Source organism: Serratia rhizosphaerae, from assembly GCF_009817885.1.
GTDB lineage: Bacteria > Pseudomonadota > Gammaproteobacteria > Enterobacterales > Enterobacteriaceae > Serratia_B > Serratia_B rhizosphaerae.
Map to the genome: position 1 here is coordinate 3835669 of NZ_CP041764.1, position 23033 is coordinate 3858701.

The following is a 23033-nucleotide window of genomic DNA, read 5'->3' on the forward strand; positions in this document are numbered from 1 at the left end:
AGGAATCGAACATGCTTTATCCGAATGAAGAATACCTGTACGCCGCCATCGACTGGCAAGACTGTAGCGGCGACTTCAGCGATATCCTGTATCACAAGTCACACGACGGCATCGCGAAAATCACCATCAACCGCCCGCAGGTGCGCAACGCTTTCCGTCCGCAGACGGTAAAAGAGATGATTGAGGCGCTCAGCAATGCGCGCTACGACGACGGCATCGGCGTGATTATCCTGACCGGCGCGGGGGACAAGGCGTTCTGCTCCGGCGGCGATCAGAAGGTGCGCGGCGACTACGGCGGCTATCAGGACGACAGCGGCGTGCACCACCTGAACGTGCTCGATTTTCAGCGCCAGATCCGCACCTGCCCGAAACCGGTGGTGGCGATGGTGGCGGGCTATTCGATCGGCGGCGGTCACGTATTGCATATGATGTGCGATCTGACCATTGCGGCGGACAACGCGATATTCGGCCAGACCGGCCCGAAAGTTGGCTCCTTTGACGGTGGCTGGGGCGCTTCCTATATGGCGCGCATTGTCGGCCAGAAAAAGGCGCGGGAAATCTGGTTCCTGTGCCGTCAGTATGACGCGCAGGCGGCGCTGGATATGGGGCTGGTCAATACCGTGGTGCCGCTGGCCGAGCTGGAAAGAGAGACGGTGCGCTGGTGCCGCGAGATGCTGCAGAACAGCCCGATGGCACTGCGCTGTCTGAAGGCGGCGCTGAATGCCGACTGCGACGGTCAGGCCGGCCTGCAGGAGCTGGCAGGCAATGCCACCATGCTGTTCTATATGACCGACGAAGGGCAGGAAGGGCGTAATGCGTTCAACGAAAAGCGCCAGCCTGACTTTAGCAAATTCAAGCGTAATCCGTAATGACGGCCCCTGAGCGTAGTGCCGGCGTTTACCGTTATTGCCTGCCGATGGAGGCGGGCGTGGTGCTGCGTCACCAGCGGCTTAAAACGCGCGACGGGCTGTTGGTGCATCTGCAGCAGGGCGAACGCAGCGGCTGGGGCGAGATCGCGCCGCTGCCGGAATTCAGCCGCGAGACGCTGGAGCAGGCGCAGCAGGCGCTGCTGGCCTGGTTGCCGGGCTGGCTGGACGGCGATTTACCGGCCGAGAGCGGGTTGCCGTCGGTGGCGTTCGGCGTCAGCTGCGCGCTGGCGGAGTGCGGGCAGCAGTTGCCGGCCGACGCCGATTACCGCAAGGCGCCGCTGTGCACCGGCGACCCCGATGCGCTGTTTGCCGAACTGGCGGCGCTGCCGGGCGACAAGATCGCCAAGGTGAAGGTCGGGCTGTATGAAGCGGTACGTGACGGCATGGTGGTCAATATGCTGCTGGAGGCGCTGCCGGATTTGCGTCTGCGACTGGACGCCAACCGCAGCTGGACGCCGTCGCGGGCCGCCGGCTTCGCCAAATACGTCAACCCGGCGTGGCGCAAGCGCATCGCGTTTATTGAAGAACCCTGCAAAACCCGCGCAGAGTCGCGTGCCTTTGCGCAGGAGAGCGGTATCGCCATCGCCTGGGATGAAAGCGTGCGCGAGGCGGATTTTGTGGTGCAGGCCGAGCCGGGCGTGGCGGCCATCGTGATAAAACCGACGCTGACCGGCAGCCTGAACCGCTGCCGCGCGTTGATTCAGCAGGCGCATCAGGCCGGGCTGACGGCGGTGATAAGCTCCAGCATTGAGTCCAGCCTGGGGTTGACCCAACTGGCGCGGATGGCGCATTGGATGACGCCGGATACCGTACCGGGGCTGGATACGCTGGGGCTGATGCAGGCGCAACTGCTGCGGCGCTGGCCGGATAGCCCGCTGCCGCTGCTGGAGACGGATGCGCTGGAGTGCGTATGGCGCAGTTGAACGACTGGCCGTGGCGTTACTGGGCGCGGCTGCGGCCGGCGGACACCGCGCTGACGGTAGGCCAGGAAGCGGTAAGCTGGCGGCAGTTGCGCCAGCGGATCGATGCGCTGGCGGCGAGCTTTCAGCGTCAGGGCGTGACGCCGGGCTACGGCGTGGTGCTGTGCGGTAAGAATGATTATCCGCTGCTGCTGGCCTATCTGGCGCTGCTGCAGTGCGGCGCCCGGCTGCTGCCGCTGAATCCGGCGCTGCCGTTGCGGACGCGGGAAGCGCTGTTGCCGGCGCTGGATATCCGGTTCGCCGTAGCGCCGGATGGGACGCCGGCGGAGATAGGCGGGCTGTCGGTGCTGGACGCCGATGCGGCCGGCGGCGGCGAACCGCTCGACATCGGCTGGCAACCCCAACGCCTGGCGACGCTGACGTTGACCTCCGGCTCCAGCGGTCTGCCCAAGGCCGCGGCGCACAGCTGCGCCGGGCATCTGGCCAGCGCGGAAGGTGTGCTGCAGCTGATGGCGTTTCAGCCCGGCGACAGCTGGCTGCTGTCGCTGCCGCTGTATCATGTTTCCGGGCAGGGCATCATCTGGCGCTGGCTGGCGGCGGGGGCGCAGCTGGTGGTGCGAGCCGGAATGCCGTTGGCGCAGGCGCTGGCCGGCTGCAGCCACGCGTCGCTGGTGCCGACTCAGCTGTGGCGTTTGCTCAGTCAGCCGCAGGCGTCACTGGCGCTGAAAGAGGTGCTGCTTGGCGGCGCAATGATCCCGGTCTCCCTGACGGAGCAGGCGGAGGCCAAAGGCATCCGCTGCTGGTGCGGCTACGGCCTGACCGAATTTGCCTCGACGGTGTGCGCCAAGCGTGCCGATGCGCAGCCGGGCGTCGGTTTGCCGTTGGCAGGGCGGGAAATCAGGCTGGTGGATGAAGAAATATGGATCCGCGCGGCGAGCATGGCGCTGGGATACTGGCGCGACGGCCGGCTGCAGCCGATTGGCGATGCGCAGGGCTGGTTCCACAGCCGCGATCGCGGCGTGATGGCGCAGGGCGAGCTGCGTATTATCGGGCGTCTGGATAATCTGTTTTTCAGCGGCGGCGAGGGCGTGCAGCCGGAGGATGTGGAGCGGGTGCTGGCGGCGCATCCGCAAATCTCGCAGGTGTTCGTGGTGCCGGTGGATGACGCCGAGTTCGGTCAGCGTCCGGCAGCGGTGATTGAAGGGGACGGCGCGCTGTCGCTGGAAGCGCTGCTGCTGTGGGCGCAGGATCGGCTGGCGAATTTCCAGCGGCCCGTGGCGCTGTGGCATTTGCCGGAGCAGTTAAAAAGCGGTGGCATCAAGATTGCGCGACGGCAGGTGCAGGAGTGGGCCAGCCGACAGTGGCGGGCGGCGAGTCAATAAGGGGCCGGATAGAAACGGCCCCTGAGGTTGCATTACCTTTATTTCAGATCCAGCGCCTTGGCGACGCCGGCGCCATAGTCCGGATGGACGCGGGTGAACAGGTCGACCTGACGACGCTGGATAGCCTCGGGCACCTGCGACAGCTCACCGGCGATGCGGGTAAACATTCGCTGATGCTCTTCGGCGCTTAACAACTCAAACAGCGCGCGCGGCTGGCTGTAGTAATCATCGTCTTCGCGGTGGTTCCAGTGGTCGGCGGCACCCTCAATGCTCAATGGCGGTTCGCTGAAATCCGGCTGATCCTGATACAGGCCGAAGCTGTTCGGCTCATAGGTGGCGCCGTTGCCGCTGTTGCCGTCCACGCGCATGGCGCCGTCGCGGTGGTAGTTATGGAACGGGCATTTGGCGGCATTGACTGGGATCTGGTGATGATTAACGCCCAGGCGGTAGCGGTGCGCATCGCCATAAGAGAACAGGCGGCCCTGCAGCATTTTATCCGGCGAGAAACCGATGCCGGGCACCACGTTGGCCGGGTTCATCGCTACCTGCTCAACCTCGGAGAAATAGTTGTCCGGGTTGCGGTTCAGCTCGAAGAAACCGACGTCGAGCAGCGGGTAGTCGGCGTGCGGCCACACCTTGGTCAGATCGAAGGGGTTATACGGCGTTTGCGACGCCTCATGTTCCGGCATGATCTGCACCTGCAGCTTCCAACGTGGGAAGTCGCTGCGCTCGATCGCCTCGAACAGATCGCGCTGTGAGCTTTCACGATCTTTGGCGATGATCGCTTCGGCCTGATCGTCCATCAAATTCTCAATGCCCTGTTCGCAGCGGAAGTGGAATTTCACCCAGAAACGCTGGTTGTCGGCATTGATCAGGCTGAACGTATGGCTGCCGAAACCGTGCATATGGCGATAGGACTTCGGCAACCCGCGGTCGCTGAAGTCGATGGTCAACTGGTGCAGCGACTCCGGCAGGTGGGAGAAGAAGTCCCACTTGTAAACCGGGTTGCGCAGGTTGGTGCGCGGATCGCGTTTGACCACGTGGTTGAGATCGGGGAATTTCAGCGGATCGCGCAGGTAAAACACCGGCGTGTCGTTGCCCACCAGATCCCAGTTGCCTTCTTCGGTATAGAATTTCATGGCAAAGCCGCGGATGTCGCGTTCCGCGTCGGCCGCGCCGCGTTCGCCGGCCACGGTGGAGAAGCGCACGAACATCTCGGTCTGTTTGCCGATCTCAGAGAAGATCTTGGCGCGCGTGTACTGGCTGATGTCATGGGTGACGGTAAAGGTGCCGTAAGCGCCGGAACCTTTGGCGTGCATACGGCGCTCCGGGATGACTTCCCGGTCAAAGTGGGCGAGTTTCTCCAGAAACCAGACGTCCTGCAGCAGCATTGGGCCGCGTTTGCCTGCGGTGATGACATTATTATTATCCACAACCGGCGCGCCGGCCGCGGTCGTCAATCCTTTCTTGCTCATCCTATGCTCCTTGATATAGCAGTTAAATGTGATAGCGCATACTCGGGTGACTCAGCGTTCACGGTGTTTACCTGCGGAGCGGATCGTCGTCCCGCGTCGGTAAAGCACTATTATTTGTAGACCTATTAATCCGCAGCGGCAAATAGGTCTGAGTTATTGTTGCCGGTAACAGTGAGAATTTTCCTGCCGATCGGCAAAAATTTACATTCATTTGATTGGAAAAGGTTTTTCTCACGCAGGCTGCGCTGATAGGCTGTTGCGCTTCGGTATAGGTATTTCGCGTTACGATGGCGCGTTCAGCCATCGCATATCAGGCGAACAGATCAACGCAAAAAGGGAAAGCACATGAAGAAAAGTTTAGTGGCATGCGCAGCAGGTCTGCTGCTGGTCAGCGGAACGGCAAGCGCCATCGGTGTTTCTGCACAAGCCGGGCGCCATTACACCAATCTGGGCGTCGGCCTGGGCAGCAACAGCGCCGGGTTTGGCCTGAACGGCAACTGGGCGCGCAGCGACCATGACGGCAACGTCGGCAGCCTGGGGCTGACCTTCAGCCTGCCTGCCGGCCCGCTGAGTGCGACCGTCGGCGGCAAGGCGCTGTATCTGAGCCCTAAAGAGGGCAAAGACGGCGGGGCGCTGGCGCTGGGTGGCGGCCTGGAGTGGACGATTAACCGTTACTTCAGCCTGTACGGCGAAGGCTACTTCGCGCCAGAGGCCTTTACCAGCGGCGTGAAGTCGTACAGCGAAGCCAACGGCGGCCTGCGCTGGAATGTCCTGCGTCCGCTGAGCGTGGATGTCGGCTATCGCTATATGAAGATGAAAGGTAAAGACGGGCACCGTGATAACACGCTGGCCGACGGGCCATATATCGGCGTCGGTTTGAGTTTCTGACCTGACTCAATCATAACGGGGGCCTCGGCCCCCGTTGTTATTTTCGCTTAGCCCACCGCCGGCAACAGGCCGCCGGCAATGCTTAACTGAATGGCGATCACCGCGATACCGCAGATGAATACCAGCGCCAGCGCGGGCGTTCCCCCCCACACGCGGTATGAAGTCTGATGTTGACGGCGGGTTTTCCAGACCAGCAGCGAAGGCAGCAGCAGCGCCAGCACCGCCAGCGCAATGGCGGCAAAGCCCAACGCCAGCACGAAGCCACGCGGGTAGAACAGCGCGAAGGCCAGCGGCGGCAGGAAAGTGATCAGACCGGTCTGCAAACGCCCCCCGACGTTATCTTTGCGTTTGCATAAATCGGCCAGGAAATCGAACAGACCGAGCGACACGCCGAGGAAGGAGGTTGCCAGCGCCAGGTCAGCGAACAGGTGCACCGTCAGTTCAACGTGCGGAGACGCCACCACGTCGCGCATCGCCTGAAGCAGCCCGTTTAAGCCCGCCTGCTGCGCCAGAATGCCGATAAAGGTGTCCGAGCTGATGGTGCCGAGCGTCGCCAGCTGCCAGAAGATGTAGGCCACCAACGGAATCGCGCTGCCGATGATAAAAATCCAGCGCAGCCTGCGGATATTGCCGCCCATATAGTTGACGATGCTCGGCACGCTGCCGTGGAAGCCAAAAGAGGTGAAAATCACCGGAATGGCCGACAGCGCCAGCCCTTGCTCCAGCGGCAGCGTCATCAGATTGGTTTGGTGAATATTCGGCAGCATCAGGCCGAGCATCACGATCAGGAACACCACCTTGGCGCTGAACAGCAGGCGATTGAACATATCGACCGAATGCGTGCCGATACACACCACGCCGCCGGCAATCAGGGTAAACAGCAGCACGCCCAGCGCATTGGGCATGTGGCTGTCAGTCCACTGGCTGATGCTGGCGGCCAGCAGTTCGCCGGCGCCGCTGATATAGGCGGCGGTCAGAGCGTACATCAAGAACATCATACTGAAACTGGTGAGCCACTGCCCGCCGCCGCCCAGATAGCGTTTTGCCAGGGTGCCGAGGCCGGTATCGGCCTGCTCATGCTGATAGACCTCTACCAGCAGCAGGGCGGTGTAACACATCAACAACCACAGCCCAATCAGTAAACTCAAGGTTACGCCGAACCCGACGCCGGCTGCCGCCAGCGGCATGGCCAGCATTCCGGCGCCGATAGAAGTGCCGGCTACGATAAAAACACTGCCAAGAGTGCGATTCTTCACGTTTTTCTCTGCGGTTGATGAGTTTGGAAAAATTATAGGTAACGATTTGCGTGAGCGGCAGGATAGTTGAAGGTGCAAATTATGTCAAACATGCGTTACATGGTGTGTAAATTAACATTTACACCCACGTGAGCGGTGCGGTTATTCAGAAAAATGTTGAGTGTGATAAGAAACGATTTATAGATAGTGAAAAGTTATTTACAGGCTTCTATAGTGGAATGACCAGAAAATGTGGGAGAGATCAATGTTAAGGGTTGAGATGCTCAGCACCGGCGACGAAGTGTTGCATGGGCAAATTATTGATACCAATGCGGCCTGGCTGGCTGATTATCTGTTCCAGCAGGGAATCCCGATGAGCGGGCGTGAAACGGTGGGGGACAGCCTCGCTTCCCTGATTGAAACGCTGCAGGAACGCAGTCAAATCGCTGACATCTTGATCGTCAACGGCGGTCTGGGGCCGACCAGCGACGATCTCAGCGCGCTGGCGGCGGCGACGGCCTCTGGCGTTGAGCTGGTGGAGCAGGCGGCATGGATCGCCCGCATGGAGGCGTATTTCGCCGAGCGCGGCCGGCCGATGGCCGATTCGAACCGCAAGCAGGCGCAGATTCCGGCTAACGCCGAACTTATCGATAACCGCGTCGGCACCGCCTGTGGGTTTATGCTACGGCTGAATAAGTGCCTGATGTTCTTTACGCCCGGCGTACCGTCTGAATTTAAAACCATGGTCACGGAACAGATTGTGCCGCGTCTGCGTCAGCACTTTACGCTGTCCGCGCCGCCGCTGTGCCTGCGGTTGACTACCTTCGGCTGCTCGGAAAGCGATCTGGCCGCCGAGCTGGACGGTATGCCGTTGCCGGAGGGCGTGGTGCTGGGTTACCGCTCTTCCAGCCCGATTATCGAGCTGAAGCTGACCGGCCCGGAAACACAACGCGCAGCGATGGAAGCTGCTTGGCAGCGAGTGCGTCAGGTCGCCGGCGACAATACAATTTTTGAGGGCACGGCGGGGCTGCCGGCAACGCTGGCGCAGCAACTGCGTCAGCAGGGGCTGAAGCTGGCGCTCAGCGAACAGTTCAGCGCCGGCCTTATCAACCTGCAGTTGCAAAGCGCAGATGCGCCGCTGGCCGGGGGCGAACTGTTGCCTTCGCACTGTCTGGAAACGCTGGAAACGGTCATCGCGCGCGCGCAATCGCTGGCGCAACTGGCGGGCGCGCAGCTGGTGCTGGCGGTCAGCGCGATGCAGGATGAGCAGGTCAGCATTGCGCTGCATACGCCGCGCGGCAGCGTCGGGCAGACGGTGCGCTATCGCGCCTCACGCCATGGTCTGCGTCTGCGGCAGGAGTCGGTGGCGATGCTGGCGCTGGATATGCTGCGTCGCTGGCTGGCCGGTGGGCAGGTATGCGGTAAAAACGGCTGGTTGGAGATGGTGGAGATTATCGAGTAAGGAACCGTTGATGTTAATGATATATCCCTTATTAATCATAATATTATAGGGGATGTTCGTCGCGGGACAATGCTGTTATTCTGCTTGCGGGTGCTTGAGTCTGTTCGTCTTGAGCATGGTGTGGCAGGGCGGATAAATGAAAGCCCCAGACTGACTCTAAATCAGAATGGGGCTGCACATACCGCCTAGACACCGGTATGGTAGCCCCTTCACCGCAAGGAGGCAAGCAGTGCATAAGAAATATGCGCTACACCTGTTAGTCGTTGTATGCATTACGGTTTTAATATTCTTTGGGATGATAAAAGGTTCGCTCTGCGAGCTGAAGATTGACCAGGGGAATATTACGATCCACATGACGCTGGCATGTGATGTGAAGCGGTAATCATAGCGCGGGGTAACCTCAGATGGCGAAAGGCGGACAAGGCTGTCGCAGCGTTTTGCCAAGGTTGATGTGGAGCTTCAACCGGGTTACCCCGTCTATTTCTGGTATCCAGGCGTTGGTTCAGGCACCCTTTTACAATTCCAGCTCGATATCCGCCTGCGGCATACAGCAGCAGGGCAGGATCTCGCCGTCATTGATAAACGCCAGCGGCTGCTGGCGATAGATCACCTGGCCTTTCACCAGCTTGAGCCGACAAGCGCCGCAATAGCCGGAACGGCACTGATATTCCACCTGCACGTCGTGCAACTCCAGCACGTCGAGCAGGCTGTTTTCATGTGCCGGACAGTTTAGCTGCGTGCCGGAAGCCCGCAGCGTGACGGTTGGCGTTGCCATCTTAGAGCTCGAAGTCGCTCAGGTCGTCGGCGTTGATTTCAGAGTCGATCTGGCCGACCAGGTAGGAGCTGACTTCCACTTCCTGCGGCGCCACCTGGACGTTGTCGGACACCAGCCAGGCGTTGATCCACGGGATAGGGTTGGAGCGCGTTTCGAACGGCGCGCCCAGCCCGACGGCCTGCATGCGAATGTTGGTGATGTATTCCACGTACTGGCACAGGATGTCTTTGTTCAGGCCGATCATCGAGCCGCCGCTGAACAGGTATTCGGCCCACTCTTTTTCCTGCTGCGCAGCCAGAACGAACAGGTCATAGCACTGCTGCTGACATTCGACGGCGATCTCGGCCATTTCCGGGTCGTCGGCGCCGGAGCGCATCAGGTTCAGCATATGCTGGGTGCCGGTCAGGTGCAGCGCTTCGTCACGGGCGATCAGCTTGATGATTTTGGCGTTGCCTTCCATCAGCTCGCGCTCGGCAAAGGCGAATGAACAGGCGAAGCTGACGTAGAAGCGGATCGCTTCCAGCGCGTTGACGCTCATCAGGCACAGATACAGCTGTTTTTTCAGCGCGCGCAGATTGACGGTAATGGTTTTACCGTTCACCTGATGCTCGCCTTCCCCCAGCAGATGGTAATAGCCGGTCATCGCAATCAGATCGTCGTAGTAGGACGAAATGTCTTTCGCACGTTTTTTGATCTCTTCGTTGGTGACGATGTCGTCAAACACCAGCGCCGGATCGTTGACGATATTGCGGATGATGTGGGTGTAGGAGCGGGAGTGAATGGTCTCGGAGAAGGACCAGGTTTCCACCCAGGTTTCCAGCTCAGGGATCGAGATCAGCGGCAGCAGGGCGACGTTCGGACTGCGGCCCTGAATGGAGTCCAGCAGCGTCTGATACTTCAGGTTGCTGATGAAGATATGCTTCTCGTGTTCCGGCAGGGCCTGATAGTCGATGCGATCGCGGGAAACGTCCACTTCTTCCGGACGCCAGAAGAAGGACAGCTGTTTTTCGATCAGCTTTTCAAAAATTTCATATTTTTGCTGGTCGAAACGCGCGACGTTGACCGATTGGCCAAAGAACATCGGTTCGAGCAGTTGATTGTTTTTATTCTGAGAAAAAGTGGTGTAAGCCATGAGCCTGAATCCTTTGATACCACACAGATAGGGGCCGGATTATACCGGCCCCTACGTGCGAACTTTGTAGGGGCCGAACGCCCGACCCTCAGCGTTAATTAAATCTTGCAGGCGCCGCTTTCGCAGTCGTCATCGCCGCCTTTGGCCGGCAGAATATCTTCCTGAACGTCTTCGGCGCCGTCACGGGTGTTTTGATAATACAGCGTCTTCACACCGAACTTGTAAGTGGTGAGCAAGTCTTTGAGCAACTGCTTCATCGGCACCTTGCCGCCGGTAAAGCGGGTCGGGTCATAGTTGGTGTTGGCCGAAATCGACTGGTCGATAAACTTCTGCATCAGGCCGACCAGCTGCAGATAGCCGTCGTTGCTCGGCATGTCCCACAGCAGCTCGTAGGCTTCTTTCAGACGTTCGTATTCCGGCACCACCTGGCGCAGAATGCCGTCTTTCGACGCTTTGATGCTGATGTGGCCGCGCGGCGGCTCAATGCCGTTGGTGGCGTTGGAAATCTGCGAGGAGGTTTCCGACGGCATCAGCGCAGACAGCGTGGAGTTGCGCAGGCCGGTTTCCTGAATCTCTTTACGCAGCGTTTCCCAGTCGTAGTGCAGCGGCTCCTGGCAGATGACATCCAGATCTTTCTTGTAGGTGTCGATCGGCAGAATGCCTTGCGCATAGGTGGTTTCGTTGAACCACGGGCAGGCGCCTTGCTCCTGCGCCAGACGGTTGGAGGCTTTCAGCAGGTAGTACTGAATGGCTTCAAAGGTCTTGTGCGTCAGGTTGTTGGCGCTGCCGTCGGAGTAACGCACGCCGTGCTTCGCCAGGTAGTAGGCGTAGTTGATAACGCCGATGCCCAGAGTGCGACGGCCCATGGCGCCGCGGTGGGCTGCGGTGATCGGGTAATCCTGGTAGTCCAGCAGCGCATCCAGCGCACGTACCGCTAGGGTCGCCAGCTCTTCCAATTCATCCAGGTGCTCAATGGCGCCCAGGTTGAAGGCCGACAGCGTACACAGCGCAATTTCGCCGTTTTCGTCGTTGACGTCTTCCAGCGGTTTGGTCGGCAGGGCGATTTCCAGGCACAGGTTGGACTGGCGCACCGGCGCGATCTGCGGATCAAACGGGCTGTGGGTGTTGCAGTGGTCAACGTTCTGGATGTAGATACGGCCGGTAGAGGCGCGCTCCTGCATCATCAGCGAGAACAGCTCAACCGCTTTCACACGTTTCTGACGGATGCTGCTGTCCTGCTCGTATTGGGTGTACAGGCGTTCAAATTCGTCCTGGTCGGCGAAGAACGCATCGTACAGGCCCGGCACGTCGGACGGGCTGAACAGGGTGATGTCGCCGCCCTTGATCAGACGCTGGTACATCAGGCGGTTTAGCTGCACGCCGTAGTCCATATGACGCACGCGGTTGCCCTCAACGCCGCGGTTGTTCTTCAGCACCAGCAGGCTTTCAACTTCCAGATGCCACATCGGGTAGAACAGCGTCGCCGCGCCGCCGCGTACGCCGCCCTGTGAGCAGGACTTCACCGCGGTCTGGAAGTGTTTGTAGAACGGGATACAGCCGGTATGGAACGCTTCACCGCCGCGGATCGGGCTGCCCAGCGCGCGGATACGGCCGGCGTTGATGCCGATGCCGGCGCGCTGGGAAACGTATTTCACAATGGCGCTGGAGGTGGCGTTGATGGAGTCCAGGCTGTCGCCGCACTCGATCAGCACGCAAGAGCTGAACTGGCGGGTCGGGGTGCGCACGCCGGACATAATCGGCGTAGGCAGAGAAATCTTGAAGGTGGAAATCGCGTCGTAGAAACGTTTGACGTAGTCCAGACGGGTTTCACGCGGATAGTTGGAGAACAGGCACGCGGCCACCAAAATATACAAGAACTGCGCGCTCTCGTAGATTTCGCCGCTGACGCGGTTCTGCACCAGGTATTTCCCTTCCAGCTGTTTAACCGCCGCGTAAGAGAAGTTCATGTCGCGCCAGTGATCGATAAAGTCGTTCATCTGCTCGAACTCTTCGACGCTGTAGTCTTCCAGCAGATGCTTATCGTATTTACCCATCTCAACCATGCGCACCACGTGCTCGTGCAGCTTCGGCGGTTCAAACTGGCCGTAAGCTTTTTTACGCAGGTGGAAGATCGCCAGACGCGCGGCCAGGTACTGGTAATCCGGCGCATCGCGCGAGATCAGATCGGCCGCCGCCTTGATGATGGTTTCATGGATATCGGCGGTTTTGATGCCGTCATAAAACTGGATATGTGAACGCAACTCTACTTGAGATACCGAGACGTTGTGTAAACCTTCCGCGGCCCAGTCGATGACCCGGTGGATTTTGTCGAGGTTGATGCGCTCTTTACGCCCATCGCGTTTAGTTACAAGTAGACTTTGGTTCATTTTTACCTGTCCGTGTGATTCCCCTAAGCAGAAGTGTAGTCGCTCTGCTCAGTATGTAAACACTATATATAGGGGGTGTGTATTGATGGGGTAACAAGATAGTGAGAAAGCCGGGGGTTTGCAAGTGAACAAAATGGCCCGATTTTGTGGATAACTTGGGGGTGAAATGTGGGGGTGCGTTGCCAGTGCGCGCCGTGTCTGGCCCCGAAGGTTGTCAATAAGCGCGATAAGATTTTCCTCTGGTTTACAAAAATTTGATCGATTGCCGATTTCTTAAACGTTAGATAAAAACGGCATATTGATCGAACTTAATATGATTAAAAACAGTTTATATAGCGTTTTCAGTATCAAAGCGGAAAAAGCGCGACATTCTGTGTGTAATGCTTGACACGCCGGACGTTATCAGAGCACGTCCGGCGCGGGGTGAGGGCACTTAGCCAACGTGTTGGGTATGAACCATATAGTTCACGTCAACGTTGCGTCCCAGCTTGAAATGGTCGGTGATCGGGTTGTAATGCAGGCCGATCATGTGCTTTTCCCGCAGCGCGGTGCCGTCGACCCAGCGGATAAGCTCGGAAGGACGGATAAACTTCTTATGGTCGTGCGTGCCCTGCGGCACCATCTTCAAAATATATTCGGCGCCGACCACCGCCATCAGCCAGGCTTTGGTGTTGCGGTTGATGGTGGAGAAGAACACATGGCCGCCCGGCTTGACCAGTTGCGCACAGGCGCGCACCACCGAGGCCGGATCCGGCACGTGCTCGAGCATCTCCATGCAGGTGACGACGTCATACCGTTGCGGATTGGCTTCGGCATGGCTCTCGACCGTTTCCTGTACGTAGCTGACGTCAACGCCGCTTTCCAGGGCGTGCAGCCGCGCCACCTGCAGCGGCTCCGCCCCCATATCCAGTCCGGTGACCTGCGCGCCTTCGCGCGCCATGCTTTCGGCCAGAATGCCGCCGCCGCAGCCGACGTCGAGCACTTGCTTGTCAAAGATGCCGTCGGCGTGCTGCATAATGTAGTTCAGGCGCAGCGGATTAATGCGGTGCAGCGGTTTGAATTCACCTTCCAGATCCCACCAGCGTGAGGCGACGGCTTCGAATTTGGCGATTTCCTGTTGGTCGACGTTGGCAGCGCGGCCGGATGATTCAGCATTCATGGGCGTGTTGGGCTCCTTGTTCTCTTTGCGGCGGATTATACATGTTCTGTCGTCCCCCTGTCGCCGTCGGCGCATTTTTGCCGACAAAGGCGGGTATATTTTTCCCGTAAAGCGCGCTTTGTGATATAGTTTTACACCTTTGGCACTATGCCAGGGCAGATGAATCATTCAGTATGAGGGATAGCAGCTCCATGAGCGACCTTGCCAGAGAAATCACACCGGTAAACATCGAAGAAGAGCTGAAAAGCTCGTATCTGGATTATGCAATGTCCGTTATTGTCGGACGTGCGCTGCCGGATGTTCGCGATGGATTGAAACCGGTGCACCGCCGCGTTCTGTACGCGATGAATGTACTGGGTAACGACTGGAATAAACCCTATAAAAAATCCGCCCGTGTCGTCGGTGACGTGATCGGTAAATACCACCCGCACGGTGACAGCGCGGTCTACGACACGATAGTGCGTATGGCTCAGCCGTTCTCACTGCGCTATATGCTGGTGGACGGTCAGGGCAACTTCGGTTCTGTCGACGGCGACTCCGCCGCGGCGATGCGTTATACCGAAGTGCGCATGTCGAAAATCGCTCACGAACTGCTGGCGGATCTGGAAAAAGAAACCGTCGATTTCGTGCCGAACTATGACGGCAGCGAGCAGATGCCGGCGGTGATGCCGACCAAGATCCCCAACCTGCTGATCAACGGCTCCTCCGGTATCGCCGTAGGTATGGCGACCAATATTCCGCCGCACAACCTGTCTGAAGTGATCAACGGCTGTCTGGCCTATATTGATGATGAAAACATCAGCATCGAAGGGCTGATGGAACATATCCCGGGGCCGGACTTCCCGACCGCGGCGATTATCAACGGCCGTCGCGGCATTGAAGAAGCCTACCGCACCGGCCGCGGCAAGATGTATATCCGCGCCCGCGCCGAAGTGGAAGCGGACGCCAAAACCGGCCGCGAAACCATCATCGTTCATGAGATCCCGTATCAGGTGAACAAGGCGCGGCTGATCGAAAAGATCGCCGAGCTGGTGAAAGACAAGCGCGTGGAAGGCATCAGCGCGCTGCGCGACGAGTCTGATAAAGAAGGCATGCGCATCGTGATCGAAGTGCGCCGCGACGCGGTAGGGGAAGTGGTGCTGAACCACCTCTACGCGCAGACGCAAATGCAGGTGACCTTCGGCATCAACATGGTGGCGCTGCATCAGGGGCAGCCGAAGCTGCTGAACCTGAAAGACATCCTGGAAGCCTTTGTGCGCCACCGCCGCGAAGTGGTGACCCGTCGTACCATCTTCGAACTGCGCAAAGCGCGTGACCGCGCCCATATCCTGGAAGCGCTGGCCGTTGCGCTGGCTAACATCGACCCGATTATCGAGCTGATTCGTCAGGCGCCGACGCCGGCGGAAGCGAAGGCCGGGCTGGTGGCCAAGCCGTGGGAACTGGGCAACGTGGCCTCGATGCTGGAGCGTGCCGGCGACGACGCCGCGCGTCCTGAGTGGCTGGAGCCGGAGTTCGGCATTCGCGACGGTAAGTACTACCTGACCGAACAGCAGGCACAGGCGATTTTGGATCTGCGTCTGCAGAAGCTGACCGGTCTGGAACACGAAAAACTGCTGGACGAATATAAAGAGCTGCTCAACACGATCGCCGAGCTGATCTTTATTCTGGAAAGCCCGGAACGCCTGATGGAAGTGATCCGCGAAGAGCTGGAGGCGATCCGCGATCAGTTCGGTGACGAGCGCCGCACGGAAATCACCGCCAACTCTTCCGATATCAACATCGAAGATCTGATCAATCAGGAAGACGTTGTGGTCACCCTGTCGCATCAGGGGTACGTCAAGTACCAGCCGTTGAGCGACTATGAAGCCCAGCGTCGTGGCGGCAAAGGCAAGTCCGCCGCGCGGATCAAAGAAGAAGACTTTATCGACCGTCTGCTGGTGGCCAACACCCATGACACCATTCTGTGCTTCTCTAGCCGTGGCCGTCTGTACTGGATGAAGGTTTACCAACTGCCGGAAGCAAGCCGCGGCGCGCGCGGGCGTCCAATCGTCAACCTGTTGCCGCTGGAAGCCAACGAGCGTATCACCGCGATTCTGCCGGTGCGCGAGTATGAAGAAGGGCGTCACGTGTTTATGGCGACCGCCAGCGGCACGGTGAAGAAAACGGCGTTGACCGAGTTCAGCCGTCCGCGCAGCGCCGGCATCATTGCGGTTAACCTCAATGAGGGCGATGAGCTGATCGGCGTCGACCTGACTGACGGCAGCAACGAAGTGATGTTGTTCTCCGCCAACGGTAAAGTGGTGCGTTTCCCGGAATCTCAGGTGCGCTCCATGGGCCGTACCGCCACCGGCGTACGCGGCATCAACCTGGGCGAAGGCGACAGCGTGGTTTCCCTGATTGTGCCGCGCGGCGAAGGCGATATCCTGACCGTTACGCAAAATGGTTACGGTAAACGCACCGCGGTCACCGAGTATCCGACCAAGTCGCGCGCGACCCTGGGGGTTATCTCCATCAAGGTCAGCGAACGTAACGGCCAGGTTGTCGGTGCGGTGCAGGTGGAAACCACCGACCAGATCATGATGATCACCGATGCCGGCACGCTGGTGCGTACCCGCGTTTCGGAGGTCAGCGTGGTGGGCCGTAATACCCAGGGCGTGACGCTGATTCGTACTGCGGAAGACGAAAATGTCGTCGGCCTGCAGCGCGTGGCCGAACCGGTTGAAGATGAAGAGCTGGACAGTCTTGAACCGGGTGAAGTACCGGAAGAAGACGCCGCGCCGCTGGACGATGACGGCGACGCTGCCGCTGACGATACGGACGGCGAAGAAGCCTGATCCGTAGGGGATTTCCCCGTCGGTGAGAGTGATGAAAACAGGGCTTAGCAGCGATGCTAGGCCCTTTTTCAGATATATGGTTTAATTGCGACAGTTTTCCAGGCGCTGACCCGCGCTTAACGCGTGCGTTATCCCTCCACTTTTGTATGGTATCCGATTGAAATACTTGGCCTCTTTCCGTACCACGCTAAAAATTTCCCGCTACATGTTCCGGGTGCTGGCCGTTTTGCTGTGGTCGCTGGGCGCGCTGCTGAGCACGTTTTATATTCTGAATATCCTGCACGATAAAGAGTCGGAATTGCGGCAGGAATATAACCTGAACTTCGATCAGGCGCAGGGCTACATCCGCCACTCGGCGGATATCATTCGTGATATCAAGTATATGGCGGAAAACAGGTTGAACGGTTCCGTCAGCAGCCTGGATATTCTGGGGGGGATTTTCCCGGGCAAAAGCGCACCGCCGGAATTCTTCCCGCTGTATCCGGAGTCAAACTGTTCGCTGAACACCAACTACCGCACTTCCCTCGACTCACTCAGCAGCCTGATTCAGTATTGGAAAGAAAACTTTGTCGCGGCTTACGATCTGAACCGGGTCTTCTTTATCGGTGGCGACAGCCTGTGCATGGCGGAATTCGGCAAGGGCAATGACGTTGCCGACCGTGAAAATACGCTGAAATCGCTGCATGAGCGCATCCTGACCTACCGCAACGCCAAAAACCAGGATAAAGACAGCAACCTTTACTGGATAAGCCCCAGCCAGCAGCGTCCGGATGTGGGGTATCTGTATGTGCTGGCGCCAATTTATATCGGCAATAAGCTGGAAGCCTTGCTGGGCATTGAACAGACCATCCGGCTGGAAGATTTCGTCACGCCGGGCACGCTGCCGGTCGGCGTGACGCTGCTGGATGAAAACGATCAGCCGATACTGCGGCTGACCGATGGCGAACGCTACGCGTCAGCGCTGAACAGCTATCCCGAAGAGCATGCCTATTTCGGTTATGTGGACAGCTATCATGATTTGATCATGAAAAAGGCGCTGCCGCCGTCGTCGCTCAGCATCGTCTATTCGCTGCCGGTCAAGAGCGTGCTTGAACGCTTTAAGATGCTGATTCTTAATGCGGTGCTGCTGAATCTGCTGTCGGCCATCGTACTGTTCACCCTGGCCTGGCTGTTTGAGCGCAAAATGTTTCTGCCGGCGGAGGAGAATGCTTTCCGGCTGGAGGAGCATGAGCAGTTTAACCGCAAAATTGTCGCGTCAGCGCCGGTGGGCATCTGTATTTTGCGTATCAGCGACGGCACCAATATCCTCAGTAACGAACTGGCGCACAACTATATCAATATGTTGACGCATGAGGATCGCGATCGCATTACGCGCATTATCTGCGAGCAGCAGGTGAATTTTGTCGATGTGATGACCAGCGACAACAACAATCTGCAGATCAGCTTCGTCCATTCCCGCTATCGCAACGAAGATGTGGCGATCTGCGTGCTGGTGGACGTCAGCGCGCGCGTGAAGATGGAGGAGTCGCTGCAGGAGATGGCGGCGGCTGCGGAACAGGCCAGCCAGTCGAAATCCATGTTTCTGGCGACGGTCAGTCATGAGCTGCGCACGCCGTTATACGGCATTATCGGCAACCTTGACCTGCTGCAGACCAAGGCGCTGCCGGAGGGGGTCGACCGGCTGGTCAATGCGATGAATAACTCATCCAGCCTGTTGCTGAAAATCATCAGCGACATTCTGGATTTCTCGAAAATCGAGTCCGAGCAGCTGAAGATTGAGCCACGCGAGTTTTCCTGCCTGGAGGTGATTACCCACATTGCCGGTAACTATCTGCCGCTGGTGGTGAAAAAGCGCCTGGGGCTGTACTGCTTTATTGAACAAAGCGTGCCGGAACGCATTTCGGGCGATCCGGTGCGTCTGCAGCAGGTGCTGTCGAACCTGTTGAATAACGCCATCAAGTTTACCGATACCGGCTGTATTATTTTGCAGGTCTGCGCGCAGGATAATTACCTGATCTTCAGCGTGCGCGATACCGGTGTGGGGATCCCGGAGAAAGAGGTGAGCCGGCTGTTTGATCCGTTCTTCCAGGTGGGCACCGGCGTGCAGCGCCACTTCCAGGGCACCGGTCTGGGGCTGGCTATCTGTGAGAAACTGATCAACATGATGGACGGCGATATCGCCGTGGAATCCGAGCCGGGGCTGGGCAGCATGTTCTCTGTCCGCCTGCCGCTGTTTAATGCACAATATCCGGCGCCGCAGCCGAGCGACGCCTGGCAGGGCAAAACGCTATGGCTGGACGTACGCAACCAGCGGTTGGAACAGTATTTGATGGCATTGCTGGACGCGCGCGGCGCAGCGGTAGTGCGCTACGAAGGCCAGGCCACCACGTCTGCCGACGTGTTGCTCAGCGATTACGATCTGCAGGTAACTACGCCGCTGCTGGCGCAAATCTATTTCTCGATTGAGCATATTGGTCCGTCGCAGGAGCTGCATCCGGGCTATTGGCGGCACAGTACCTCCACGCCGCGTGAGACTATCGGCCTGCTCAACCGGCTGTTTGGCCTTGAGGAGGGCAATGCCAAGACGCTGATGCCGCTGCCGTCGCCGAATAAAGCCAGCGATGTCGACAATGGCGATATCCGGCTGTTGGTGGTTGACGATCATCCGATTAACCGCCGGTTGCTTTCCGATCAGTTGACGTCGCTGGGCTATCGGGTGGTGACCGCCAATGATGGTGTCGACGCGCTGGGGGTACTAAACCATGAAAGCGTGGATATCGTGCTGACCGACGTGAATATGCCGAATATGGACGGCTACCGCCTGACCCAGCGACTGCGCGAGCTGAACTTCACCTCGCCGGTGATTGGCGTTACGGCGAATGCGCTGGCGGAAGAGAAGCAGCGCTGTATCGAGGCCGGTATGGATAACTGTCTGTCCAAACCGGTGACGCTGGAAACGCTGGCGGAGACGCTGGCTATCTATTCCGCCATCGTGCGCAAGCAGAATCAGGACACGGCGCACGAAGATGCGGAGTAGGGCAGGTCTGCGGGGATAAAAAAACGGGGCCTTCAGGCCCCGTTTCAGGATGGATTAGTCTTTATCCAACTGCGTCATACTGACGGAAGAGAGGTAGTTGAGCAGGGCGATGTCGTTGTCGACGCCCAGCTTCATCATTGCCGATTTCTTCTGGCTGCTGATGGTTTTGATGCTGCGGTTCAGTTTCTTGGCGATTTCGGTTACCAGGAAGCCTTCTGCGAACAGGCGCAGCACTTCGCTCTCTTTCGGCGACAGACGTTTGTCGCCGTAGCCGCTGGCGCTGATTTTCTCCAGCAGTTTCGACACGCTTTCCGGCGTAAACTTCTTGCCTTTCTGCAGTGCTGCCAACGCTTTTGGCAGGTCGGTCGGCGCGCCCTGTTTCAGTACGATACCCTCAATGTCCAAATCCAGCACTGCGCTGAGGATGGCCGGGTTGTTGTTCATGGTCAGGACGATGATCGACAGTTGCGGATAATGGCGTTTGATGTATTTAATCAGCGTAATGCCATCGCCGTATTTGTCGCCGGGCATGGACAGGTCGGTGATCAGTACATTGGCGTCCAGTTTGGACAGACTGTTGATCAGCGCTGTTGAGTCTTCAAATTCCCCAACGACATTCACCCATTCAATTTGCTCGAGTGACTTCCGGATGCCAAACAGTACGATAGGATGGTCATCAGCAATAATTACGTTCAGGTTATTCATGTAGTTGGTTACCTTGCTGCAGCAGTCTACTGACGAAAAAATCAATCTGACTGATGTTGTTCTCGATCTTAAGCGCATCACCGTCAGCGATGTGCTGTTCTAGCGATTCACACAGTTGCTTGCCGGGAAGCAAGTTTAACATGGCAAACACCCCCTTCAGGCGGTGAGCGGTTTGGGACAGCGCCTCGAAATCACTGCTGCCCGCCTCAGTATACAGTTTTTTGACGTCGTCGGGTACTGTGTCGATAAACAAGCCATAGTAATCGCTTGATTTCAACTGTTTTTCATACAGTTGGATATCATCTGCGCCGATTTCATACGGGCTTTCCGGCTGATCCAGCGCCGCCATTTGTTGTTCAATCAGCAGCAGGATGGCATCGATCATCGCGCTGCCGAGATTGTAGTTGACGCGAATATAGCGCTTGTTCAGCTGCTGCCAGCCGTTCTCGTCGCTGCTGAGCAGCAGGGTATAGTCATCGGCCCGCTGCGGGTTGTCGGTCAGCAGCACGTCGTAGTCGCGCTTGATTTTCCGGTCATCGGCGATGATGCAGTCGGCGCCGTAGGCGTGCAGCAGACGGGTGACGATGCCGCGGATCTCGTCGGAGGTGACCTCCAGCAGGGCGGTGACGCCGTCCAGCAGTTTCTCCTGCTCTTCTTCCTCCTGCCGCTCCAGCGCCATCGGCACGCGAATGGTGTAACGCGTGCCGATATCCACCTTGCTGCGGATATCCAACTGGCCGTTAAGTTTTTTACACAGCTGGTTGCACAGGAAAAACGTCAGGCCGGAACCGTGGTCGAAACGGTCAACCAGCGTCTGGCTGAGGAACGGATAATTCAGGTTGCTGATCTCTTCGTTGGAGATGCCCGCGCCGGTGTCGTTGATATGGAACACCAGCTGTTCCGGACGTTCCGGCTCGTGGTTAACGATGACGGAGATCTTGCCGTAGGAGGTGGTGATAATGGCGTAGCGGATCAGCAGTGACAGCACTTTGCGCAGGGCGTTGGCATCGCCGATATAGGTTTGATTGACGTCGAGCTGATAGTGGTTGAACAGCGCCAGGCCTTTACGGTTGAGCGCCGGCAGCACCTCTTTGAGCAGTTCGTCCACCAGCGAGGCCGGGCTGAACGGCTGACTGGCCGGCTGCCAGTCCTGCGTTTCCAGGCGGGTAAGCAGAGTGATATTGTCAATCAGCGCCAGTACCGACGCCGACTCGTCAAACAGCTGGTCCATCAGCTGCTGTTGCTGCTGCGGGTCCGCTTGGGTGCGCAGCCGGTCGGTCATATCGTGGATCTGCTGCATTGGCTGGTTCAGCTCAATGCCGAGATTATGCAGCATCAGCTTGCGCGCCTGCACGTTTTTATCGTATTCGCGGCGCGCCTGCTGCAGGCGTTTGTTGACCATCACCTCTTTATCCTGATCGTTCAGCAGGAACAGGTAGGTTTCCGGCGCCAGCTGGCTGCGGAAGATGCGTATTTCATACACTTCATTGTTCACCGTGGCCTGGATCACGCCATGATGCTGCTGTGCCATATGGGCTATTTTCTGCAGACTGAGGTGCGGCAGCAGGTGTTCGGCTATCTTGTTGCTGGCAATTACCGTATTGTCGGCAAAGTCATACACCAGCAGTCCCGAAGGCAGGCTGGCGATAATTTCCTGATTCAGCGCGCGTTCGGCGTCCAGCTCGTCGGCCAGCGTTTCGCTCGGTTGAACATACTGGTGACGGATAAAATAGATGGCGATCAGCGACAGCATGAACAGCACCAGGTTGGTCACCAGCAGCCACATGTTGTTGCGCAGCAGGTCGATGGCCAGGCTGAGCACCGATACGCGGTACACCATATTCAGCGGCGCGTTGGGCAGGCTGGCGCTGAATTCGACCCAACTGCCTGACAGCGTCACCTGCGGGCTGCTGGGCACGCTGGCCGCCGTGTCGTCTTCGCTGCCCGCCGGATCGACACCGTCGTCGACCGGCTGTAGCTCGAAGTTGGCGCGAGCCATATTGAACGGAATGATATCGTTGAGCGGCAGATCGAAGGCGATCACCGTGGCCAGATGGCCCGGCTGATTAAAGGTGGTGCGGATAGAGAACGAATAGGCGTTCTGGAAACGTTGTTTGCGCAGGGTGGAGAAACTCTCGCGCTCGTCCAGCATATTGGCCTGCTGCAGCATTTCGGTGCGGCGATCCTCGGCCGAGTTGGTCAGGTAGCTATCCCGGAAGCGTGACGTCAGATCTTTCAGCGATTGGGTGGTCACCAGGCTCAGGCTGTTATCCTGCCCGTTCAGGTAGTACATCGCGTAGTTTTCGGTGTTTGCGCCCCAGCGGTTATCCAGATAGTCGGAGATATTGGCCATCATCGCCAGCGTGTTGGCGTCGTGATTGCCGAAAATCACCGCGTCGGTTTTTTTATACGGCTTATCGACGTAGTAGACGTCCGGGCGCAGACGCGTTTCCATCACCGACGGCGCTGCTTGCAGCATCGGCGTATTGCCGAAGCGTTCATAAACCTGTTCGGTGACGTAGCGGTAGGTATCCACGCGCTTTTGCAGGCTGTTGACGATGGTGTTCAGCGCCGATTTTTTATCACTCAGGTAGGCGTTGGTATAGTTGTAGCCATACAGGCCAAGGCTGACGAACAGCAGCACAATAAACACCAGAAAACAGCGGATGATATTGCCGGAACTGATGGTCAGTTGTTGATTTTGCATAGTTGA

General features: G+C 58.2%; 16 protein-coding genes. 8 read left to right on the top strand and 8 right to left on the bottom strand.

Annotated elements, in window-relative coordinates:
* Positions 1-11 precede the first annotated feature (11 nt).
* The 3 genes from menB to menE are packed head-to-tail and all read left to right on the top strand — an operon-like array spanning position 12 to position 3231.
* Positions 12-869, top strand: coding sequence for a 1,4-dihydroxy-2-naphthoyl-CoA synthase (menB, locus tag FO014_RS17850; protein WP_160030481.1), 858 nt, complete (start codon positions 12-14; stop codon positions 867-869).
* The gene (gene menC, locus FO014_RS17855; RefSeq protein WP_160030482.1) at positions 869-1852 is read left to right on the top strand and encodes an o-succinylbenzoate synthase; all 984 of its coding nucleotides are present in this window, start codon (positions 869-871) and stop codon (positions 1850-1852) included. The genes menB and menC overlap by 1 nt, the downstream gene beginning before the upstream one ends.
* The gene (gene menE, locus FO014_RS17860; protein WP_160030483.1) at positions 1840-3231 is read left to right on the top strand and encodes an o-succinylbenzoate--CoA ligase; all 1392 of its coding nucleotides are present in this window, start codon (positions 1840-1842) and stop codon (positions 3229-3231) included. Before menC ends, menE begins: the two co-directional genes overlap by 13 nt.
* Before the next feature lie 38 nt (positions 3232-3269).
* Here the strand turns inward: menE and katA are convergent, their stop codons facing one another.
* Positions 3270-4706 (bottom strand): catalase KatA, encoded by a 1437-nt coding sequence (gene katA, locus FO014_RS17865; RefSeq protein ID WP_160030484.1) that lies wholly within the window; start codon positions 4704-4706, stop codon positions 3270-3272.
* A 345-nt stretch (positions 4707-5051) separates the two neighbouring features.
* Between katA and FO014_RS17870 the strand changes: the two genes are divergently transcribed.
* Positions 5052-5594, top strand: a complete 543-nt coding sequence (locus tag FO014_RS17870) for a YfaZ family outer membrane protein (RefSeq protein ID WP_105231913.1) — start codon at positions 5052-5054, stop codon at positions 5592-5594.
* Positions 5595-5641: 47 nt separating this feature from the next.
* Here FO014_RS17870 and tyrP read toward each other — a convergent pair whose 3' ends face one another.
* The gene (gene tyrP / locus FO014_RS17875; RefSeq protein ID WP_160030485.1) at positions 5642-6850 is read right to left on the bottom strand and encodes a tyrosine transporter TyrP; all 1209 of its coding nucleotides are present in this window, start codon (positions 6848-6850) and stop codon (positions 5642-5644) included.
* 244 nt (positions 6851-7094) lie between these two features.
* On the opposite strand from tyrP, the gene FO014_RS17880 reads away from it, so the two are divergent.
* Together FO014_RS17880 and FO014_RS24010 are read left to right on the top strand one after the other, a co-directional pair.
* Positions 7095-8291: a nicotinamide mononucleotide deamidase-related protein YfaY gene (locus FO014_RS17880; RefSeq protein ID WP_160030486.1), complete on the top strand. Its 1197-nt coding sequence runs from the start codon at positions 7095-7097 to the stop codon at positions 8289-8291.
* Positions 8292-8586: 295 nt separating this feature from the next.
* Entirely contained in the window at positions 8587-8673 is an 87-nt protein-coding gene (locus FO014_RS24010; protein WP_232095920.1) for a type I toxin-antitoxin system Hok/Gef family toxin, read from the top strand.
* Positions 8674-8805: 132 nt separating this feature from the next.
* Here the strand turns inward: FO014_RS24010 and yfaE are convergent, their stop codons facing one another.
* From yfaE to ubiG, 4 genes are all read right to left on the bottom strand, one after another.
* Positions 8806-9066 (bottom strand): class I ribonucleotide reductase maintenance protein YfaE, encoded by a 261-nt coding sequence (yfaE, locus tag FO014_RS17890; protein WP_105231910.1) that lies wholly within the window; start codon positions 9064-9066, stop codon positions 8806-8808.
* Between the two features lies 1 nt (position 9067).
* Entirely contained in the window at positions 9068-10198 is a 1131-nt protein-coding gene (gene nrdB / locus FO014_RS17895; RefSeq protein ID WP_160030487.1) for a class Ia ribonucleoside-diphosphate reductase subunit beta, read from the bottom strand.
* Positions 10199-10296: 98 nt separating this feature from the next.
* Positions 10297-12585 carry a class 1a ribonucleoside-diphosphate reductase subunit alpha gene (gene nrdA, locus FO014_RS17900; protein ID WP_160030488.1) on the bottom strand — a complete coding sequence of 763 codons (2289 nt, stop codon included), beginning with the start codon at positions 12583-12585 and terminating at the stop codon, positions 10297-10299.
* A gap of 433 nt (positions 12586-13018) precedes the next feature.
* Complete coding sequence (gene ubiG, locus FO014_RS17905) at positions 13019-13744, bottom strand: bifunctional 2-polyprenyl-6-hydroxyphenol methylase/3-demethylubiquinol 3-O-methyltransferase UbiG (RefSeq protein WP_105231907.1); 726 nt, start codon at positions 13742-13744, stop codon at positions 13019-13021.
* Between the two features lie 191 nt (positions 13745-13935).
* Here ubiG and gyrA point away from each other — a divergent pair, with 191 nt between their 5' ends.
* Together gyrA and rcsC are read left to right on the top strand one after the other, a co-directional pair.
* A complete protein-coding gene (gene gyrA, locus FO014_RS17910) occupies positions 13936-16578 on the top strand; it encodes a DNA topoisomerase (ATP-hydrolyzing) subunit A (RefSeq protein ID WP_160030489.1) in 2643 nt (880 codons plus the stop codon).
* Between the two features lie 205 nt (positions 16579-16783).
* A complete protein-coding gene (rcsC, locus tag FO014_RS17915) occupies positions 16784-19615 on the top strand; it encodes a two-component system sensor histidine kinase RcsC (RefSeq protein WP_425500821.1) in 2832 nt (943 codons plus the stop codon).
* Positions 19616-19669: 54 nt separating this feature from the next.
* Here rcsC and rcsB read toward each other — a convergent pair whose 3' ends face one another.
* A complete protein-coding gene (rcsB, locus tag FO014_RS17920; RefSeq protein WP_105231904.1) occupies positions 19670-20320 on the bottom strand; it encodes a response regulator transcription factor RcsB in 651 nt (216 codons plus the stop codon).
* Positions 20313-23027, bottom strand: coding sequence for a phosphotransferase RcsD (gene rcsD / locus FO014_RS17925; protein ID WP_160030491.1), 2715 nt, complete (start codon positions 23025-23027; stop codon positions 20313-20315). Before rcsD ends, rcsB begins: the two co-directional genes overlap by 8 nt.
* Positions 23028-23033: the final 6 nt, after the last annotated feature.

Coding starts and splice junctions, on each gene's coding strand:
- menB (WP_160030481.1), top strand. CDS start 12: ATGCTTTATCCGAATGAAGAATACCTGTACGCCGCCATCGACTGGCAA.
- menC (WP_160030482.1), top strand. CDS start 869: ATGACGGCCCCTGAGCGTAGTGCCGGCGTTTACCGTTATTGCCTGCCG.
- menE (WP_160030483.1), top strand. CDS start 1,840: ATGGCGCAGTTGAACGACTGGCCGTGGCGTTACTGGGCGCGGCTGCGG.
- katA (WP_160030484.1), bottom strand. CDS start 4,706: ATGAGCAAGAAAGGATTGACGACCGCGGCCGGCGCGCCGGTTGTGGAT.
- FO014_RS17870 (WP_105231913.1), top strand. CDS start 5,052: ATGAAGAAAAGTTTAGTGGCATGCGCAGCAGGTCTGCTGCTGGTCAGC.
- FO014_RS17880 (WP_160030486.1), top strand. CDS start 7,095: ATGTTAAGGGTTGAGATGCTCAGCACCGGCGACGAAGTGTTGCATGGG.
- FO014_RS24010 (WP_232095920.1), top strand. CDS start 8,587: ATGATAAAAGGTTCGCTCTGCGAGCTGAAGATTGACCAGGGGAATATT.
- yfaE (WP_105231910.1), bottom strand. CDS start 9,066: ATGGCAACGCCAACCGTCACGCTGCGGGCTTCCGGCACGCAGCTAAAC.
- nrdB (WP_160030487.1), bottom strand. CDS start 10,198: ATGGCTTACACCACTTTTTCTCAGAATAAAAACAATCAACTGCTCGAA.
- nrdA (WP_160030488.1), bottom strand. CDS start 12,585: ATGAACCAAAGTCTACTTGTAACTAAACGCGATGGGCGTAAAGAGCGC.
- ubiG (WP_105231907.1), bottom strand. CDS start 13,744: ATGAATGCTGAATCATCCGGCCGCGCTGCCAACGTCGACCAACAGGAA.
- gyrA (WP_160030489.1), top strand. CDS start 13,936: ATGAGCGACCTTGCCAGAGAAATCACACCGGTAAACATCGAAGAAGAG.
- rcsC (WP_425500821.1), top strand. CDS start 16,784: ATGTTCCGGGTGCTGGCCGTTTTGCTGTGGTCGCTGGGCGCGCTGCTG.
- rcsB (WP_105231904.1), bottom strand. CDS start 20,320: ATGAATAACCTGAACGTAATTATTGCTGATGACCATCCTATCGTACTG.
- rcsD (WP_160030491.1), bottom strand. CDS start 23,027: ATGCAAAATCAACAACTGACCATCAGTTCCGGCAATATCATCCGCTGT.